18 protein-coding genes are annotated in these 17021 nt (G+C 62.0%); 10 read left to right on the top strand and 8 right to left on the bottom strand.

Annotated elements, in window-relative coordinates; translation table 11 throughout:
- The first annotated feature begins 2 nt into the window (after nt 1-2).
- Both IMX18_RS07185 and IMX18_RS07180 read left to right on the top strand, forming a co-directional pair.
- Complete coding sequence (locus IMX18_RS07185; protein ID WP_217190173.1) at nt 3-818, top strand: gamma-carboxygeranoyl-CoA hydratase; 816 nt, start codon at nt 3-5, stop codon at nt 816-818.
- Complete coding sequence (locus tag IMX18_RS07180; protein WP_217190174.1) at nt 815-2767, top strand: acetyl/propionyl/methylcrotonyl-CoA carboxylase subunit alpha; 1953 nt, start codon at nt 815-817, stop codon at nt 2765-2767. Before IMX18_RS07185 ends, IMX18_RS07180 begins: the two co-directional genes overlap by 4 nt.
- A gap of 396 nt (nt 2768-3163) precedes the next feature.
- On the opposite strand, the gene IMX18_RS07175 is transcribed toward IMX18_RS07180, so the two are convergent.
- Nucleotides 3164-3778 carry a LexA family protein gene (locus IMX18_RS07175; protein WP_217190175.1) on the bottom strand — a complete coding sequence of 205 codons (615 nt, stop codon included), beginning with the start codon at nt 3776-3778 and terminating at the stop codon, nt 3164-3166.
- 86 nt (nt 3779-3864) lie between these two features.
- Nucleotides 3865-4530, bottom strand: a complete 666-nt coding sequence (locus IMX18_RS07170) for a LexA family protein (protein WP_100412905.1) — start codon at nt 4528-4530, stop codon at nt 3865-3867.
- Between the two features lie 130 nt (nt 4531-4660).
- Here IMX18_RS07170 and IMX18_RS07165 point away from each other — a divergent pair, with 130 nt between their 5' ends.
- Nucleotides 4661-4972 (top strand): DUF6124 family protein, encoded by a 312-nt coding sequence (locus IMX18_RS07165; protein WP_100412906.1) that lies wholly within the window; start codon nt 4661-4663, stop codon nt 4970-4972.
- Nucleotides 4973-5409: 437 nt separating this feature from the next.
- A complete protein-coding gene (locus tag IMX18_RS07160; RefSeq protein ID WP_217190176.1) occupies nt 5410-5925 on the top strand; it encodes a DUF4880 domain-containing protein in 516 nt (171 codons plus the stop codon).
- 53 nt (nt 5926-5978) lie between these two features.
- Here IMX18_RS07160 and IMX18_RS07155 read toward each other — a convergent pair whose 3' ends face one another.
- On the bottom strand, nt 5979-7169 hold the full coding sequence (locus tag IMX18_RS07155) for a Bcr/CflA family efflux MFS transporter (RefSeq protein WP_217190177.1): 1191 nt from the start codon (nt 7167-7169) through the stop codon (nt 5979-5981).
- A gap of 239 nt (nt 7170-7408) precedes the next feature.
- A complete protein-coding gene (locus IMX18_RS07150) occupies nt 7409-8329 on the bottom strand; it encodes a LysR substrate-binding domain-containing protein (protein WP_217190178.1) in 921 nt (306 codons plus the stop codon).
- Nucleotides 8330-8527: 198 nt separating this feature from the next.
- On the opposite strand from IMX18_RS07150, the gene IMX18_RS07145 reads away from it, so the two are divergent.
- From IMX18_RS07145 to IMX18_RS07130, 4 genes are all read left to right on the top strand, one after another.
- The gene (locus IMX18_RS07145) at nt 8528-9277 is read left to right on the top strand and encodes an SDR family NAD(P)-dependent oxidoreductase (RefSeq protein WP_013973349.1); all 750 of its coding nucleotides are present in this window, start codon (nt 8528-8530) and stop codon (nt 9275-9277) included.
- 76 nt (nt 9278-9353) lie between these two features.
- Entirely contained in the window at nt 9354-10652 is a 1299-nt protein-coding gene (locus IMX18_RS07140; protein ID WP_061304193.1) for an MFS transporter, read from the top strand.
- A gap of 23 nt (nt 10653-10675) precedes the next feature.
- Complete coding sequence (locus tag IMX18_RS07135) at nt 10676-11524, top strand: transketolase (RefSeq protein WP_015271018.1); 849 nt, start codon at nt 10676-10678, stop codon at nt 11522-11524.
- Nucleotides 11521-12519 (top strand): transketolase family protein, encoded by a 999-nt coding sequence (locus IMX18_RS07130; RefSeq protein ID WP_015271019.1) that lies wholly within the window; start codon nt 11521-11523, stop codon nt 12517-12519. Before IMX18_RS07135 ends, IMX18_RS07130 begins: the two co-directional genes overlap by 4 nt.
- A gap of 167 nt (nt 12520-12686) precedes the next feature.
- Here IMX18_RS07130 and IMX18_RS07125 read toward each other — a convergent pair whose 3' ends face one another.
- From IMX18_RS07125 to IMX18_RS07110, 4 genes are read right to left on the bottom strand one after another with little or no spacing between them, the layout of a single operon-like run.
- Nucleotides 12687-13421 carry an amino acid ABC transporter ATP-binding protein gene (locus IMX18_RS07125; RefSeq protein ID WP_015271020.1) on the bottom strand — a complete coding sequence of 245 codons (735 nt, stop codon included), beginning with the start codon at nt 13419-13421 and terminating at the stop codon, nt 12687-12689.
- Nucleotides 13408-14055, bottom strand: a complete 648-nt coding sequence (locus IMX18_RS07120; protein ID WP_013973354.1) for an amino acid ABC transporter permease — start codon at nt 14053-14055, stop codon at nt 13408-13410. Before IMX18_RS07120 ends, IMX18_RS07125 begins: the two co-directional genes overlap by 14 nt.
- Nucleotides 14056-14721 carry an amino acid ABC transporter permease gene (locus IMX18_RS07115; RefSeq protein WP_003258372.1) on the bottom strand — a complete coding sequence of 222 codons (666 nt, stop codon included), beginning with the start codon at nt 14719-14721 and terminating at the stop codon, nt 14056-14058.
- 22 nt (nt 14722-14743) lie between these two features.
- Nucleotides 14744-15529 (bottom strand): transporter substrate-binding domain-containing protein, encoded by a 786-nt coding sequence (locus tag IMX18_RS07110; RefSeq protein ID WP_013973355.1) that lies wholly within the window; start codon nt 15527-15529, stop codon nt 14744-14746.
- A 262-nt stretch (nt 15530-15791) separates the two neighbouring features.
- Here IMX18_RS07110 and IMX18_RS07105 point away from each other — a divergent pair, with 262 nt between their 5' ends.
- Nucleotides 15792-16478, top strand: coding sequence for a FadR/GntR family transcriptional regulator (locus IMX18_RS07105; protein WP_013973356.1), 687 nt, complete (start codon nt 15792-15794; stop codon nt 16476-16478).
- A 162-nt stretch (nt 16479-16640) separates the two neighbouring features.
- Nucleotides 16641-16952, top strand: a complete 312-nt coding sequence (locus IMX18_RS07100) for a hypothetical protein (RefSeq protein ID WP_015271022.1) — start codon at nt 16641-16643, stop codon at nt 16950-16952.
- Nucleotides 16953-17021 lie beyond the last annotated feature (69 nt).

The raw sequence follows: 17021 nt of genomic DNA, 5'->3' as shown, positions 1-17021 counted from the left end.
CCATGAGCGATTTCAGCACCCTCGAAGTGATCCGCGACCCGCGCGGCTTCGCCACCCTGTGGCTGAGCCGCGAGGACAAGAACAACGCCTTCAACGCCTTGATGATCCGCGAGCTGATCGTCGCCCTCGACCAGTTGGCCGAGGACGCCAGCCTGCGCTTCGTGCTGCTGCGCGGCCGCGGCCGGCACTTCAGCGCCGGCGCCGATCTGGCCTGGATGCAGCAGTCGGCGCAGCTGGACTTCAACACCAACCTGGATGATGCCCGCGAGCTGGGCGAGCTGATGTACGCCCTGCACCGCCTCAAGGCGCCGACCCTGGCCGTGGTGCAAGGCGCGGCCTTTGGCGGCGCGCTGGGCCTGATCAGTTGCTGCGACATGGCCATCGGTGCCGAAGACGCTCAGCTGTGCCTGTCGGAAGTGCGCATCGGCCTGGCCCCGGCAGTGATCAGCCCGTTCGTGGTCAAGGCCATCGGCGAGCGTGCCGCGCACCGCTATGCCCTCACCGCCGAGCGTTTCAGCGGCGTACGGGCCCGCGAGCTGGGCCTGCTGGCCGAGGTTTACCCGGCCAGCGAACTGGACGCCCAGGTCGAAGCCTGGGTGAGCAACCTGCTGCAGAACAGCCCGCAAGCGCTACGCGCCACCAAGGACCTGCTGCGTGAAGTGGACGACGGTGAACTCAGCCCGGCCCTGCGCCGCTACTGCGAAAACACCATCGCCCGCATCCGCGTCAGCGCCGAAGGCCAGGAGGGCCTGCGCGCCTTCCTGGAAAAACGCCGCCCCGCCTGGCAAATCGATGACAAGAAGGAGCCGCGCCCATGAGCCGCCCCGCTTTGACCACCCTGCTGGTCGCCAACCGCGGCGAAATCGCCTGCCGGGTGATGCGCACCGCCAAGGCCATGGGCCTGACCACCGTGGCCGTGCACAGCGCCACCGACCGTGATGCCCGACACAGCCGCGAAGCCGATATCCGCGTCGACCTCGGCGGCACCAAGGCTGCCGAAAGCTACCTGCTGGTCGACAAGCTGCTGGCCGCCGCCAAGGCCAGCGGCGCCCAGGCCATCCACCCGGGCTATGGCTTCCTGTCCGAGAACGCAGGCTTCGCCCGTGCCATCGAAGAGGCCGGGTTGATCTTCCTCGGCCCACCGGCCAGCGCCATCGACGCCATGGGCAGCAAGTCGGCGGCCAAGGCACTGATGGAAGCCGCTGGCGTGCCACTGGTGCCGGGCTACCACGGCGAAGCCCAGGACCTGGACACCTTCCGCGCCGCCGCCGAACGCATCGGCTACCCGGTGCTGCTCAAGGCCAGCGCCGGCGGCGGTGGCAAGGGCATGAAAGTGGTCGAGGAAGAAAGCCAGCTGGCCGACGCCCTGGCCTCGGCCCAGCGTGAGGCGCAGTCGTCGTTCGGCGATGCGCGCATGCTGGTGGAAAAGTACGTGCTCAAGCCACGCCACGTAGAAATCCAGGTATTCGCCGACCAGCACGGCAACTGCCTGTACCTCAACGAGCGCGACTGCTCGATACAGCGCCGCCACCAGAAGGTGGTGGAAGAAGCCCCTGCGCCAGGCCTGTCAGCCGAATTGCGCCGGGCCATGGGTGAGGCGGCGGTACGCGCGGCCCAGGCCATCGGCTACGTGGGCGCCGGCACCGTGGAGTTCCTGCTCGATGCCCGTGGCGAGTTCTTCTTCATGGAGATGAACACCCGCCTGCAGGTGGAGCACCCGGTCACCGAGGCCATTACCGGGCTTGATCTGGTGGCCTGGCAGATTCGCGTGGCCTGCGGCGAGGCCCTGCCGATCACCCAGGAACAGGTGCCGCTGATCGGCCATGCCATCGAAGTGCGCCTGTATGCCGAGGACCCGGCCAACGAATTCCTGCCCGCGACCGGCAAGCTGGCGCTGTACCGCGAGGCGGCGGCCGGCGAAGGGCGACGGGTGGACAGCGGGGTCAGCGAAGGTGATGTAGTGTCGCCGTTCTACGACCCGATGCTGGGCAAGCTGATCGCCTGGGGCGAAGACCGCGAGCAGGCGCGCCTGCGCTTGCTGGCCATGCTCGACGAGTTTGCCATTGGCGGGTTGAAGACCAACATCGCCTTCCTGCGGCGCATTCTCGCCCACCCGGCGTTTGCTGCAGCGGAACTGGATACCGGCTTCATTCCGCGTCACCAGGAAGTTTTGCTGCCCGCGCCGCAAGCGCTGCCGGCAGGCTTCTGGGAAGCCGCGGCCGAGGCCTGGTTGCAGGGCCAGGCCGCACACCAGCGGGAGGACGACCGCAGTTCGCCGTGGGCCGAGCGCAACGGCCTGCGCCTGGGCCTGCCGGCGCGCAGCAGCCTGCACCTGGTCAGTGGCGGGCAGGACCAGGCAGTTGCCCTGGAGCGCAGCGCTGCGTCTACCTGGCAGTTGCTGGGCGAGCAGTTGGTACATGACCAGGCTGGCGTGCGTCGCCAGCATCTGGCGATCCGCCGCGGTGGCACGCTGTACTTGCACTGGGACGGCGAGATGCATGCCATCGAAGCCTTCGACCCGATCGCCGAGGCCGAGGCCAGCCACAGCCACCAAGGCGGCCTGGGCGCGCCCATGAACGGCAGCATCGTGCGGGTGCTGGTGGAGCCTGGGCAGGTGGTGGAAGCAGGTACGGCGCTGGTAGTGCTGGAGGCCATGAAGATGGAGCACAGCATTCGCGCGCCGCATGGCGGCACTGTGAAGGCGTTGTTCTGCCAGGAAGGGGATATGGTCAGCGAAGGGACGGTGCTGGTCGAACTGGCGGAGTGAGTTTGGGGCGCTTGGCTTGGGCTTTTTTGCGCCTGTGAGATCGAGCGCCGCCCGCGCGGCGCTTCGCGGGGCAAGCCCGCTCCCACATTTGTTGCAACGTGCCGAACCTGACAGGCCATGGTTGTCAGCCTTGGTGGCATGGCTGTAGTTCTGGGTTGGCACTACTGCCGCTCCACTTGTCTCAAGCCTTGCACCAAGGCTGGCAACGCCTCTCCCACAGGCATGGCCACGTTGCAACAAATGTGGGAGCGGGCTTGCCCCGCGAAGCGCCGCGCGGGCGGCGCTCGATCTCACAGGCGCAGAATGTGTCAAGGCGAATACCCGCGAAGCGCCACGCGGGCGGCGCTCGATCGACAGGGCGCCGCAACACCCATGCCTTGCACCCGCCAACCCCGATCAAAAGACCCCGTGCCCCCGCACGACCACACCCAGAAATTCGCAGCCGTCTTCACACAGGACTGTCGGATAGCGGGTATTCAGCGGTTTGAGCATCCTGTCTCCGCCCTCCTCGACCAACTGCCGCAACACTGCTCGCCGCCAGGGCTGCCGCGCAATCACCAACCGGCCTGGCTCTGCCGGCAGGCCAGTATCCACCAGCACACGCATACCCTCAGGCACGCTCCTGCCACTGGCGGCATTCATCGAGTCGTTTTCCACCACCAGCCAGAAGGCATTGCCGGCGGGCATATAGTCTGTCTGCTCATGGGATTTGCTCGCCTCAGGCAAAGGCCCCTGCAAATCGGCCCAGCTCAGCACGGGGAAACGATAGCTCGCACTACACCCTGAGGCTTCAGACGCAATGCCACGCTCGACCACCATGACTTGGGCCTCAAGAGACACCAACCCAAGCTTCTCGAGCTTTTCGTTGATGGTCTCCAGTGTCGGCCGTCGTGTACCGCGCAACCAATGCCCTACGCCGCCCGGTGTCATCCCCAGGCGTTCGGCCAGCTTGAGCTGGCTGAGGTTGTGTTCACGCTTGTAGCGCTTGAGAAATGCGATCCAGTTTTCCATGAGCGGATACTGCGGCTCCAAGACTTGCGCCATCCCTGTAGGAGCGGCCTTGTGTCGCGAAAGGGCTGCGCAGCAGCCCCGGCAATCTAGAAGGAGCCATGCACTCGCACTACCACCCCCAGAAACTCGCAGCCTTCCTCACACAACAGCGCCGGGTAGTTGCTGTTGAGTGCCTTCAGGTACCGTTGCCCACCTTCCTCTGCCAACTCACGGAAAATCGCCGGTTTGCCCGGCTGACGAGCGATAACCAGACGCCCTGGCTCGGCATCTAGCCCAGGGTCCACCAACATCCGCATGCCCTGCGGCACACTGCGGCCACTGGCGGCACTCATCGCATCATTCTCGACAGTCAGCCAGAACGCCTTGCCTTGGGCCAGGTAATCCGTCTGCTCGAACACACCTGGCTCCTCCCCCTCTGCGATACCTAGCTCATCCCAGCCCAGCACCGGGTAGCGGAAGCACACGATGTATTGCATGAGGTCCAGGTCATCATCGGAGTCATCGACCTCGTAAATGCCGCGCTCCTCGCCAACCTGACCAACAATGCGCAACTGTAGGCTGACGTTGTAATGGGGCATGCCAATCTCGACGAACGTGCGGTTCATCGACTCGATCTTCGGCTGCCGCCGCTTGTTCACCCAATGCCCCACGCTGCCTTGAGACACGCCAACGCGCTCGGCAAGCTGCTCTTGAGTGAGCCCTAGCTCCTCCATCCGGTCACGGACGAGGGCAATCCATTTATCCATATTCATCGCTGGCACGATACGGACTGCCTTCTAGCGCTCAATAAACATTCAGTATTATTTATCGGAAAGCACAAAAATACTTTAGGTATTAGTATCGACCTGAACCCTTTCCCTACTGGTGTTAGCAGGTATCAGGATGAAACCACCGAAAAACGACGAAACAGATCTCGACAGCGAAGCCGCCCGCCGCGCCCTCGACTACTACCTCAACCCCAACCCGCCGCGCCCCACCCTGGAGAACAGGATCTGGACCCTGCACGAGGGCGTAACCACCGACCAGGCCCAGGAGCACGCCATCGCCCTGCTGCGCTGCGCCGCCGCCACCGCGCAGGAAACCGCCACCCACCAGCACGGCAGCCAGCGCGAACTGACCTTTGCCCTGATGCACATGATGGACATGGCGCGCGCACTGCTCGAGCACAAACGCACCGTGGAATCGGGTTTGTAAGCAAGAAAGAAGGGAGAGAACGTGATGGCCGGGTAACGGCGAAGGCCCCGATTGCCGGGACAAGGAAGCGCACCGGTAAAACTTTTTTACCGGATTACCGAAAATTCATTTGACTGGCAAATGATAACGATTATTATTGCACTCAGCTGATCGCGAGATCTGCTGGATAACCTGGAGCTTAGGTCGCTCTCAGATTATCTCCTCATCAGGCTAATCACGGTTTTTGACCCAGCTTTTTGCTGGGTCTTTTTTTTGGCTCTTCAGGCTAATGAAGATCGTGATGGCGCGCATGATAGCAAAGGTGTTTCAGGGCGTGAACGCTCATTACAAAACTTTGCGGAATCAGCACTTGAGAATCAATCTCGTTTCACCTACGCTGATCACGCATCACGGAAGATGCCCCCATCCCTCCCCCTCCATAGAGCAAGGAGCTGTCCATGACCCGTCTGCTGCTGCCCCTTGAGCACCCAAACCCTGCTGCCGAACATCATGCCGACGACGCCCTGCTGCACGCCCTGAGACGCCTGCCACGGCGTGTGCAACAAGTATTCCTGCTCAACCGCCTCGACCAACTGGACTTCGCCAGCATCGCCGCCCGCCTCGATCTGCCATTAGCGAGCATCGAGCGGCACATGGACCAGGCACTGCAGGCCGGTCGCTCGCGCCGGGATGTGCTGGCGAGTGTTGCCGGGCAATGGTATGTGCGCTTGCAGAGCCCACAGGTGACGGCGTGCGAGCGGATCGATTTTCGCCGTTGGCTGGATGCGGACATGGCGAACTTGCAGGCGTTTCATGACACGGAAATGCACTGGCGCAGCCTGTTGGCACCGGCACGGCAACTGGGCCAGGATGGTTGGTACCGGCAAGGTCGGGCGGCGCTGTCGTTGGGCGGCTGTTCAGTTGCGGTCGGGCTTGGCGTGGCGGCGTTGGTGCTGTTTGGTTTCTGGGCCTGATCAACACCTGCGCTACACCGTTATCGTTTCCACCGCGGATGGCTCGGTCGTTATCAAGTTCGAGTGCTGGTCAGCGTTTCCGTCAGGCATGCAAGTAGTAGCCATCCGCACAAACTGACACCCAGGAACAGAAGCCCCAGGCTCATCGGCAGCTCGCTTTCGACGCCAGCAACAAGACTGCCGGCCAAACCACCACCTGCGAACAACAATGTCGTATTCAGCGACGCTGCCGCACCGGCCTGCTGCGGGTAACGCGCCAAGGCCTGGGTCGTTGCAGCCGGACGCACCAGCGTTGTCCCGGTCGTGCAAATGATCATCGGCAGCAGCAGCCCCGCCACCGTCAATCCCGCTACCTGTTCCCAGATCACCAGTGTGATGCCCCCGGCAGCAATCAGCAGGAATCCCGTCTTGATCTGAAACTGCGGGGTTACGCGATTGTTCAAGTAGGTCGCGGCTACTCCGCCAGCGATATACGCAAGCCCATAGGCGATAAATACCACCGAGAATTGATATGGCGTCAGCCCCAGGCTGTCCATCAACGCCAATGGCGCGACAACGATGAAGGAAAAATGGCAGGCAAACGCGAGGCTGGACAACAGGGAGTGCGCAAGATAGGTCGTATCACGCAGCATGACCCAATAGCTGCGCATGCCCGAAGTACGGCCTCGCGATGCAGGCGTATCCTGCAGCAATGCATATGACAGGCATGAAACGATCACGGCGATGAAAGCGAATACCGTAAAGCTGCCCTTCCAGCCAAAGGATTGTTGGAGAAAAGCGCCTGCGACCGGTGACAACGAGATGAACAGCCCACTTGCGCTGGTCAGCAGGATACGCATGGCATTGCGCTGCCTACCACTGTACAGATCCTGCACGAGCGCCTGGCCCAGCACGAAACTCCCGCAACCCAAGGCCTGCAGCAAACGGAACGCCATGAACGTCTCATAGCGGGTTGAAAGTACACAACCCACTGCCCCTGCAATGGACACTCCCAACCCAGCGAGCAACAACCGCTTGCGCCCCATGCCATCCGACAATGGCCCGATCACGATTTGCGCCAAGGCGACACCAAACGCAAAGAAGCTCACCGAGTAAGCTATCTGCTGTGGCTCGACGTGAAACTCGCCTGCGAGCGCTGGGAATGATGGCAGGATCACATCCAGAGGGAATACGCCCAATAGACACAACAGAATCAGCAAGGCCGAGCGCAGAAAGCTACTGAGCGAACCCAAGGGCTGATTCACGCTACCAACCCCGCCTTCTTGTATTGCCGGAAGTAGTCACTGGAAACTCCATGAAAGCGCCGAGCCCTGATGGTAGCGACACCCTGAAGATGTACAACCCGAACCGGGCAGCGAAACTTCCGATAGCGTTGTAGGGCTTTTCCCTTGTTGCTTATTACCGTTGAGTTCTGGTGCTATCCAGCCTTCTGCTGACTCGATAGCCGGCCCCTAGCGCAGTTGATCTGTTGTGCAAACTGCTCTCAGTAATTGAAGTCATGACCGAGCTGGCCCTGCACCCATTCAAGGAACTGGCGAACCCTGGGAGCTTCAGCATGGCCTCGTGGAAAGACCAGGTGGTGGGCACTGACGGGCGTCGCCAGGTCTTCTGTAAATACCGGTACCAACTCGCCTCGGGCAATATAGTCCTGCGCCAGCAGGGAACTCTCCAAGGCCACCCCATACCCGTGGCTGGCGGCCTCCAGGCTCATGTAGGAGCGATCGAAGCTCAGGGCGTAGGGGGTTTGTGGCAACGCCACGCCTTGCTGTGCGAACCATTGGGGCCATTGCACCAATGCGGCTTCCGACAGGATCAGGTTCTGCCCCAGCAGATCGCCCGGCTGCTTGATAGGCGTACGCTCAAGAAGCTGTGGCGAGGCCAGCACAGTTGCACGTTCATGCCGGATGGTACGCACTTCCAGGCTGGGCCAGTTGGGGTAGCCATGACGGATATCCAGATCGATCTGATGGCGGCCGAAGTGCAGCGACTCGTAGGAGCACGACAGGTTGATCTGGATCTGCGGATGACTGTTACGAAAATGGTCCAGGCGCGGCAGCAACCAGAGCAGGCCGAAGCTGGGCGCGGAATGAAGCCGCAAGCAATCGAAGCCCACCGAGTTGCCGGCGCGCTCGGTGGCCGTAGCCAGGCTTTGCAATATGCCTGATACCTCGCGCAGGTACTGCTCTCCGGCCGGGGTCAATGCAACACCGCGCGCCTCGCGAATGAACAATGGACGACCGATCAAGGCTTCCAGGTTAGCGATCTGGTGGCTCACCGCAGAGGGCGTGAGGTTCAACTGCTCTGCGGCCCGTGCAACGTTGGCGAAGCGAGCGACTTGCTCGAAGGCCTGAATTGCTTTCAGGGAAGGGATCTGAGGCGATTTTCTGAGGATGTCCAGGCTCATGACCATTTCCTGAAGGATTCGAAGCGATACCAAGGCTTTTACCTTCCTGTAAGCCCAAGGCACAAGTCGAGGGCTGAATTTTTTTCAGCACCGGGTGAAGGAGGCAGCGTTGCTCGGGGTGCTGTCCGGGACGAAGCTGTGCCTATCGGTTCTGCCTGGAACCGCCGCTCACAACAACAACCATCTGGAGCACCTTCGATGCTGTTAACAGGAAAATTTGCCGTGATCACTGGCGCGGCCTCTGCCCGCGGCATCGGCCGCGCAACAGCCCAGGCGTTTGCCGCTCAGGGCGCCAAAGTCGCGATCCTGGACCTGGACGCCTCCGCCGCGACCGAGGCTGCCGCTTCCCTGGGGGAAGGCCACCTCGGCGTGGCTGCCAACGTTGCCGATGAAGCACAAGTGCGTGATGCCATCGCTCAAGTGCTCGCGCAATTCGGTCGGATCGACGTGCTGGTAAACAATGCCGGCATCACCCAGCCGGTGAAAACCCTGGAAATCACCGGGGCTGACTATGACCGGATTCTCAACGTGAACCTGCGTGGCACATTGTTGATGTCCCAGGCGGTGATCCCAACCATGCGGGCGCAACGCGCCGGCAGCATCATCTGTATGTCTTCGGTTTCTGCCCAGCGTGGTGGCGGCATTTTCGGTGGCCCTCACTACAGCGCAGCGAAGGCTGGCGTGCTTGGATTGGGCAAGGCGATGGCCCGCGAGCTGGGGCCGGACAATATTCGCGTCAACTCGATCACACCAGGCCTGATTCACACTGACATCACCGGTGGCCTCATGCAGGATGAGCGCCGCCACGCCATCATCGAAGGCATCCCCTTGGGCCGCCTGGGCGAGGCGCGCGATGTCGCCAATGCGGCCTTGTTCCTGGCCAGTGACCTTTCCAGCTACCTGACGGGCATTACCCTGGATGTCAACGGCGGGATGCTGATCCACTGAGCACCCGGTGTAATCGTGACCTGCACCCGAGCCCGGCGCAGGCCACGCGTTCGATAACAACAAGAGATCAGAACGAATGACCACATTAGCGCTCGATGCGGTATCCGCCGCACGCAGCAGTGCCTACCGTAAAACGGCCTGGCGACTGATGCCTTTTCTCATGCTCTGCTACCTGTGCGCCTATCTGGACAGGGTCAATGTCGGCTTTGCGAAGCTGCAGATGATGGACGACCTGGCCCTTTCCGAAGCGGTCTACGGGCTGGGCGCCGGCATGTTCTTCATTGGCTACTTTCTCTGCGAGGTGCCCAGCAACATCATTCTGCACAAAGTGGGCGCTCGACGCTGGATCGCTCGCATCATGATCACCTGGGGCATCATCTCGGCGATGTTCGCCCTGGTGGAGACAGCCTGGCAATTCTATACCCTGCGCTTTTTGCTGGGGATCGCCGAAGCAGGCCTGGCACCGGGGCTTCTGCTGTACCTGACCTATTGGTTCCCGTCTTACCGCCGAGCGAAGATGACCGCGCTGTGGTTCATCGCGATTCCGCTGTCGGGCATGATCGGCGGCCCCTTGTCGGGTTGGATCATGGAGCGCTTTGCCGGCGTTCACGGCTGGGCGGGCTGGCAGTGGATGTTCCTGCTCGAAGCCATCCCCACGGTACTGGTGGGCGTTCTGGTGCTGAGCTACCTGAAGGATGGCGTCGATCAGGCACACTGGTTGAGCGACGAAGAAAAAGCCCTGGTGCGCAAGGAACTGGCTGAAGACGAACAACACAAGGTAAACCACGGCTCGGTGGCCGACTTCATCCGCGACCGTCGGCTCTGGTTGCTGGCGGGCATCTACTTCTGCGTAGTGATGGGCCAGTACGCAATCACGTTCTGGCTACCCACACTGGTACGCAATGCCGGCGTCAGCGAACCTTTGCACATCGGCCTGCTGACCAGCCTGCCGTACCTGTGTGCCATCGTCGCGATGCTGTGGGCCGGGCGCAGCGGCGACCGTAACCGTGAACGCCGCTGGCACCTGGCGATCCCCATGTTGATCGGTGCACTGGGCCTGAGCCTCGCCGCAGCACTGGGCAGCAACCTGACGTTGTCGATCCTCAGCCTGTGCCTCGCTGCGGCTGGAGTGCTATCCGCCTCTTCACTGTTCTGGATGCTGCCCACCACGCTGTTGGGAGGTGTATCGGCGGCGGCAGGCATCGCGGCGGTGAACAGTTTCGCCAACCTCGCCGGCTTCTGCTCGCCCTACCTGATCGGCTGGGTCACTACCACCTTGGGCAGCAATGCCATCGGCATGTATCTCATCACGGCGGTACTCATGTTTGGCGCCTTCCTGGTGTCGCGAGTACCGGCCCATCTGGTCAATCGTTGATTCGATAAAAAGGAGTCACTTCAATGACTGCTGTGCCTACCTACACCGAGGCGCTGCCGCTGGCTGTGCGCGCTCGCAATATCCGCCGCCACGCATTGCGCATGGGGCAAGTCCAGGGCCAGGGCTATGTCGGCCAGGCGCTGGGCGCCGCCGACCTGCTGGCGGTCGCGTATTTCCATGCGCTGCGCCTCGACCCCGGCAACCCCGAATGGGAGCAGCGCGACCGTTTCTACCTGTCCATCGGGCACTACGCGATTGCCCTCTATGCCGCACTGATCGAGGCCGGCGTAATCCCAGAGTATGAGCTTGAAACCTACGGTAGCGACGATAGCCGCTTGCCCATGTCTGGTATGGCTGCCTATACCCCAGGCATGGAGATCACCGGTGGCTCGCTCGGCCACGGCTTGGGCATCGCCGTCGGCGCCTGCCTCGGGCTCAAACGCAAGGGGTCGGACAGCTGGGTGTACAACCTGCTGTCCGATGGCGAGCTCAACGAGGGCTCGACCTGGGAGGCGGCCATGTCGGCCAGCCATTGGCGCCTGGACAACCTGATCGCCATCATCGATGTGAACAACCAGCAGGCGGATGGCCATTCCAGCGAAGTACTGGCCTTCGAGCCAATCGTCGACCGCTGGCAAGCCTTTGGCTGGTTCGTTCAACGCGTGGACGGCAATGACCTGGATGCGCTGGTCGGCGCCTTCGACCAGGCCCGTGCCCACGCCGGGGCGCAACCGCGCGTGATCATCTGCGATACCCGCATGGGCAAAGGCGTGCCTTTCCTGGAAAACCGCGACAAGACGCACTTCATTCGCGTCGATGAAAACGAATGGGACCTCGCCCTGAAAGCGCTGGACGCCGGGAGCCAAGCATGAGCACTGTGAACTCACCCAAGAAACGCCTGACCACCTCGGCCATGATCGCCTCGATTGCCGCCGACGGCCAGCCGACCCGCCCTGCCCCGTTCGGCCATGCCCTGGCAAGCCTTGCCGAGCAACGTCAGGATATAGTTGGCCTAAGTGCCGACCTGTCCAAGTACACCGACCTGCACATCTTCGCCAAAGCCCACCCCGAGCGCTTCTATCAAATGGGCATGGCCGAACAGTTGCTGATGAGCGCCGCTGCCGGCATGGCACGGGAAGGCATGACCCCCTTTGCCACCACCTATGCGGTGTTCGCTTCCCGTCGGGCCTACGACTTCATCTGCATGGCAATCGCAGAAGAGAACCTCAACGTCAAGATCGTCTGCGGGCTGCCTGGCCTGACCACCGGTTATGGTCCTAGCCACCAGGCCACGGATGACCTGGCCATCTTCCGGGCGATGCCCAACCTGATGATCGTCGACCCCTGTGATGCGCTGGAGATCGAGCAGGCTGTGCCAGCGATCGCCGCCCATCAGGGGCCGGTCTACATGAGGCTGCTGCGCGGCAACGTACCCTTGGTGCTCGATCGCTACGATTACCAGTTCCAGCTGGGCAAGGCACAGGTGCTGCGCGGTGGCCGGGATGTGCTGTTGATTGCCAGCGGCCTCATGACCATGCGCGCGCTGGAGGCTGCCGAGCAATTGCAAAAGGACGGTGTGGATGTATCGGTGCTGCATGTACCCACCATCAAACCGCTCGATGAGCAGACCATCCTCGCCGAGGCACGCAAGCCTGGTCGCCTGGTGGTCACTGCGGAAAACCACTCGATCATAGGGGGCCTGGGGGAAGCTGTGGCCGGCGTACTGCTGCGCAACGGGGTCACACCAACCTTCCGCCAGATCGCGCTACCGGATGCGTTTCTTGATGCAGGGGCACTGCCGACTTTGCATGACCGATACGGGATCTCCACTGACGCTGTGTCGAGGCAGATCAAGGCATGGCTTTGACCGTAGCCGTGGGTCAAACCTGAAGCGCGGCGGATGCAAGCGTGATGGATACCTGGCCCATGGCAGAGGCACACCGCAGCCCTTGGGATCCAGGCAATGATGAGAAATGCTCCGTAACATTCGATACGGAGCATTTTTCTTGGGGCGACGAAACCTGCAGACGCTACCTAACCTCCTGCCACGCTACCGATGAAATTCGCCAGCTCAGCTGTTCGGGGCGCCGCAAAAACCTCGCGTGGATGGCCAGTCTCGTGGACCTTGCCTTGATGCATGAAGACCAGCTTGTCACCGACTTCCCGGGCAAAACGCATTTCGTGGGTGACCATGATCAGGGTCATGCCTTCACTGGCCAGTTGGCGCACCACACCGAGCACTTCGTTGACCAACTCGGGGTCGAGCGCCGAGGTGATCTCGTCGCACAGCAACACCTTTGGCGACATGGCAAGCGCCCGGGCAATCGCCACCCGCTGCTGCTGGCCGCCGGAAAGGCGGTCCGGGTAGGCGTCGAACTTGTCACCCAGTCCAACCCTGGCGAGCATCTGCTCGGCCAACTGGCGGGCCTCGGCCTTGCCGGCCTTCTTCACCACCTGGGGTGCAAGCATCACGTTCTGGCCCACTGTCAGGTGAGGGAAGAGGTTGAACTGCTGGAACACCATGCCAACCTTCTGCCGCAGCGAGCGCAAGTCGGCGCGGCCGGCATCCAGGTATTCGCCATCCACCTCGATCACCCCATCGCTGATCGACTCCAGGCCGTTGAGGGTACGCAGGAAGGTACTCTTGCCGGAACCGCTACGGCCGATGATGGCGACCACCTCGCCCTCCTCGATCGCCAGGTCGACACCCTTGAGCACATGATTGTCGCCGTAGTACTTGTGCAATGCGGACACTCTAAGCAGGGGCATGCAGCCTCCTCTCCAGGTAACGGGCGCTCAGCGAGAGCGGGTAGCAAAGGACGAAGTAACCCACGGCCACCAGACCGTAGATCAGGAACGGTTCGAAAGTGGCGTTGGCCAACATGCCGCCGGTCTTGGTCAGCTCGGTGAAACCGATGATCGAGGTCACCGCCGTGCCCTTGACCACCTGCACCGAGAACCCGACGGTCGGCGCGACGGCAATGCGCAGGGCCTGGGGCAGGATCACGTGGCGCAACTGCTCCAGACGGCTCATGGCCAGGCTGCCGGAGGCCTCCCACTGGCCATGTGGTATGGACTCGACGCAGCCTCGCCAGATCTCGGCGAGAAAGGCACTGGTGAACAACGTCAAGGCGATGGCCGCCGCCATCCAGGCCGAAACATCGATGCCGAACAGGGCGATGCCGAAAAACACCATGAACAGCTGCATCAGCAGCGGCGTCCCCTGGAACAGCTCGATGTAGCTCCTGGCCGCGCCACGCAGCATCCGGCTATCGGAGATTCGCGCCAACAGCAGCAACAGCCCGGCAATACCACCGCAGACGAACGCCACCAGCGACAGCAGCAAGGTCCATTGCAAACCTGCGAGCAGGTTGCGCACGATGTCCCACAAGGTGAAATCCATTCAGCGTCTCCCCGTCAAAGCGCGCCGGCCGATCCATGCCAGCAGTTGGCGCACCAGGATAGCCATGACCAGGTACAGAGCCGTGGTCAGCAGGTATGTCTCGAAAGCCCGGAAGTTGCGCGACTGGATGAAGTTGGCGGCGAACGACAGTTCTTCTGTGGCGATCTGCGAGCACACCGCCGACCCGAGCATTACGATCACGATCTGGCTCGACAGGGCCGGCCAGACCTTGGCCAGTGCAGGTTGCAGCACCACATGGCGAAAAGCCTCGAAACGACTCATGGCCAATGCCGCCGCAGCCTCCAGTTGCCCTCTGGGAATGGCCTGGATACCCGCCCGAATGATTTCGGTGGAATAGGCCCCAAGGTTGATCACCATGGCCAGTACCGCCGCCTGCCATTCCGTCAACCGAACGCCAAGCGAGGGCAGGCCGAAGAAGATGAAGAACAACTGGACGATGAAGGGCGTGTTGCGGATCAGTTCCACGTAAAGGCCGAACAGCGCATCGAACGGCCGTAGTCGCCAGGCGCGCACCACCGCACCAAGCACACCGATAGCCACCCCGAACAGGGTGCCGATCAACGTCAGCTCTAGCGTGAACACAGCCCCTTCGAGCAGCAGGCCGCCTTGGGCCAGCACAGGGGAAAAGTCAAATTGATAGGCCATGGGTCGGCGACTCCAGGGCCGTTCAAAGGTCGGCCGGCAATGGCTGCTTCAGCCACTTTTCGGCATTGCGGTCGAGGCTGCCGTCGGCCTTGGCCGCATTCAGAGTGGCGTTGACCTTCTCGAGCAAGGCCGGCTCCTGCTTGGCCAGCCCCACGTACACTGGCGAGTCCTTGAGCTTGACCTTCATGACCGGCACCTTGTTCGGGTTCTTCTCGGCAATGACAGCCATTACCACGCTGCCGCTGGCGATCAGCTCGACCTGGCCCGACAGGTAGGCGGCGATGGTCGAGTTGTTGTCCTCGAAGCGCTTGATGACCGCACCCTGAGGGGCGACCGCGGATAACTCCATGTCCTCGATCGAGCCACGCGTGACACTGATGGTCTTGCCGGCAACGGCACCGATATTGTCGATCGACGTCTCGGCCGGCCCGAACACTGCCAGGTAGAACGGTGCGTAGGGGCGGGAAAAATCGATCACCGCTTCCCGCTCCGGGTTCTTGCCCAGGCTGGAAATCACCAGGTCGACCTTGCCGGTAGTGAGGAACGGAATGCGGTTGGTGCTGTTGACCGGGGTCAGCGCCAGCTTGACGCCGAGCCTGTCAGCCAGTAGCTGCGCGGTGTCGATGTCCAGGCCGCGAGGTTTGAGGTCCGGCCCCACCGAGCCGAAGGGAGGGAAGTCCTGGGGTACGGCTACCTTGAGCACGCCCCGGGCAGTGATGTCGGCCAGCGCATCGGCCTGGGCGTGGGAAACGCTCATGACGCCGCCACAAACCAGGGCGGCCAGAAGCAAGGAACGGATGTTTTTCATGGAAAATGCCTCGGGTGCATGCGAAGAAGTTGCCTAGCCCGAAAAGCACAGGCCGTGCCAGTGTTGCCCGGCAACCCCGGAATACGCTTTCGCCCCTTGGCATCGCGCGGTCTTACTGGTCTGAACAGCTAGCGCCTACCCTCTGCCATCGCCCCCCTTTCGTGCAGCCACCTGCCCCGCTGCGTCAGCATGGGGCGATACTTGCCAGGCAACCGGTAAAGCCTTTAAAAAGCGCAGACCCCTTGCCAGCTGGTCTGAACAGATGCTCGACACACTCCCCCGCGCAGTTCCGGAAATCGCCTTGCAGGCTATCCGCAAACTGATCCAGGAAGGCGACTACCAGCCCGGTGATGCCCTGCCCTCCCAACGTGACCTGGCAGAGCAGTTGGGTGTAAGCCGCGCCTCCCTGCGCGAGGCGCTGTCCTCCTTGAGCGCCTTGGGGCTGGTGAGCGTACAACCGGGCAAGGGGGTATTCGTCCAGGCGCCGCCATCCGCCACCGGCTTCTCCTGGCCCTATGCCGAACAGGTATCCGCCGTCGATACCTTCCAACTGCGCTATGCACTCGAAGGGTTCGCCGCCGGCTTGGCGGCGCTGTACCTGACGGCAGCGGACATCGATGCGCTCGAAGCCAATGTCGAGTCGATGCGCCAGGAGCTGCGCGCCGGCAATTTCGAGGCCGCAGCGCGCCTGGACTTCGCCTTTCACCGCCGCCTGCTGGAAGCGAGTGGCAACCACGCCATGCTGCAGGTGATCACCACCAGCCAGGACATTTTCCTGGAGAGCCAGAAGCTGCCTTTCATTCGCCCTGAACGCGCCATGGAGACCTGGCAGGAACACCGCAAGATCCTGCGCCAGCTTGCCCGTGGCAACCAGGCCGGAGCACAGCGTGCAATGCAGGAGCATATCCGCAACGCGGCATCGCGCACGAACGTGGTGTTCCCATGTTGACTAGTCCGCCAAACACCGGAATACCAGGCCTGCCGTGCATGACAGCACACAGCAACATCACGCTCACAGGGTAAGTGGAAAGGTTTCAGCATTGACCTGAATCAATCAAACGCCATAGGCGGTGTTGTAAACAGCACACCAAACATATGGGAATGCAGTTTGATGAGCGAGTCCAACCCGGCAACCAGAATTATCTGCAACAATCTTGAACTGGCCGATCAATTGCGCCAGTTGTTGGCGCCTGTAGCACCCGATTGCGAGGTGCTGAGTACGCCTGGCAATTGCAGCGTCGCCCCGCTTTGCCGCTGGCTCGGTGAAACCCAGTTGGGCTCGGCTGGGCAGATACAGGCTGCCTTGCTGGATGCCACCGAGGTTCTCGAACAGACCCGACACGCCTTCAAATCCCGCGAACTGGGGCTGCTGCGGCGACGCCTGGTTGCATTGCTGGATAAATTGTCGGAAGATCCCCAGTGATGTGAATGTGCCATCACCAGGTTCCGCCCTGCGGGAACCGGCTTTGCCGAGCAGGATAATAGGCCTGAA

Origin of the sequence: Pseudomonas shirazica, assembly GCF_015168335.1 — a bacterium.
Lineage (GTDB): Bacteria > Pseudomonadota > Gammaproteobacteria > Pseudomonadales > Pseudomonadaceae > Aquipseudomonas > Aquipseudomonas asiatica.
The sequence above is the reverse complement of the archived record's forward strand: the minus strand, read 5'-3'. Positions and strand labels throughout refer to the sequence as shown.

What these genes read in the sequence shown, in the direction of transcription:
- IMX18_RS07185 (WP_217190173.1), top strand. Translation starts at nt 3, where the DNA reads ATGAGCGATTTCAGCACCCTCGAAGTGATCCGCGACCCGCGCGGCTTC.
- IMX18_RS07180 (WP_217190174.1), top strand. Translation starts at nt 815, where the DNA reads ATGAGCCGCCCCGCTTTGACCACCCTGCTGGTCGCCAACCGCGGCGAA.
- IMX18_RS07175 (WP_217190175.1), bottom strand. Translation starts at nt 3,778, where the DNA reads ATGGAAAACTGGATCGCATTTCTCAAGCGCTACAAGCGTGAACACAAC.
- IMX18_RS07170 (WP_100412905.1), bottom strand. Translation starts at nt 4,530, where the DNA reads ATGAATATGGATAAATGGATTGCCCTCGTCCGTGACCGGATGGAGGAG.
- IMX18_RS07165 (WP_100412906.1), top strand. Translation starts at nt 4,661, where the DNA reads ATGAAACCACCGAAAAACGACGAAACAGATCTCGACAGCGAAGCCGCC.
- IMX18_RS07160 (WP_217190176.1), top strand. Translation starts at nt 5,410, where the DNA reads ATGACCCGTCTGCTGCTGCCCCTTGAGCACCCAAACCCTGCTGCCGAA.
- IMX18_RS07150 (WP_217190178.1), bottom strand. Translation starts at nt 8,329, where the DNA reads ATGAGCCTGGACATCCTCAGAAAATCGCCTCAGATCCCTTCCCTGAAA.
- IMX18_RS07145 (WP_013973349.1), top strand. Translation starts at nt 8,528, where the DNA reads ATGCTGTTAACAGGAAAATTTGCCGTGATCACTGGCGCGGCCTCTGCC.
- IMX18_RS07140 (WP_061304193.1), top strand. Translation starts at nt 9,354, where the DNA reads ATGACCACATTAGCGCTCGATGCGGTATCCGCCGCACGCAGCAGTGCC.
- IMX18_RS07135 (WP_015271018.1), top strand. Translation starts at nt 10,676, where the DNA reads ATGACTGCTGTGCCTACCTACACCGAGGCGCTGCCGCTGGCTGTGCGC.
- IMX18_RS07130 (WP_015271019.1), top strand. Translation starts at nt 11,521, where the DNA reads ATGAGCACTGTGAACTCACCCAAGAAACGCCTGACCACCTCGGCCATG.
- IMX18_RS07125 (WP_015271020.1), bottom strand. Translation starts at nt 13,421, where the DNA reads ATGCCCCTGCTTAGAGTGTCCGCATTGCACAAGTACTACGGCGACAAT.
- IMX18_RS07120 (WP_013973354.1), bottom strand. Translation starts at nt 14,055, where the DNA reads ATGGATTTCACCTTGTGGGACATCGTGCGCAACCTGCTCGCAGGTTTG.
- IMX18_RS07115 (WP_003258372.1), bottom strand. Translation starts at nt 14,721, where the DNA reads ATGGCCTATCAATTTGACTTTTCCCCTGTGCTGGCCCAAGGCGGCCTG.
- IMX18_RS07110 (WP_013973355.1), bottom strand. Translation starts at nt 15,529, where the DNA reads ATGAAAAACATCCGTTCCTTGCTTCTGGCCGCCCTGGTTTGTGGCGGC.
- IMX18_RS07105 (WP_013973356.1), top strand. Translation starts at nt 15,792, where the DNA reads ATGCTCGACACACTCCCCCGCGCAGTTCCGGAAATCGCCTTGCAGGCT.
- IMX18_RS07100 (WP_015271022.1), top strand. Translation starts at nt 16,641, where the DNA reads ATGAGCGAGTCCAACCCGGCAACCAGAATTATCTGCAACAATCTTGAA.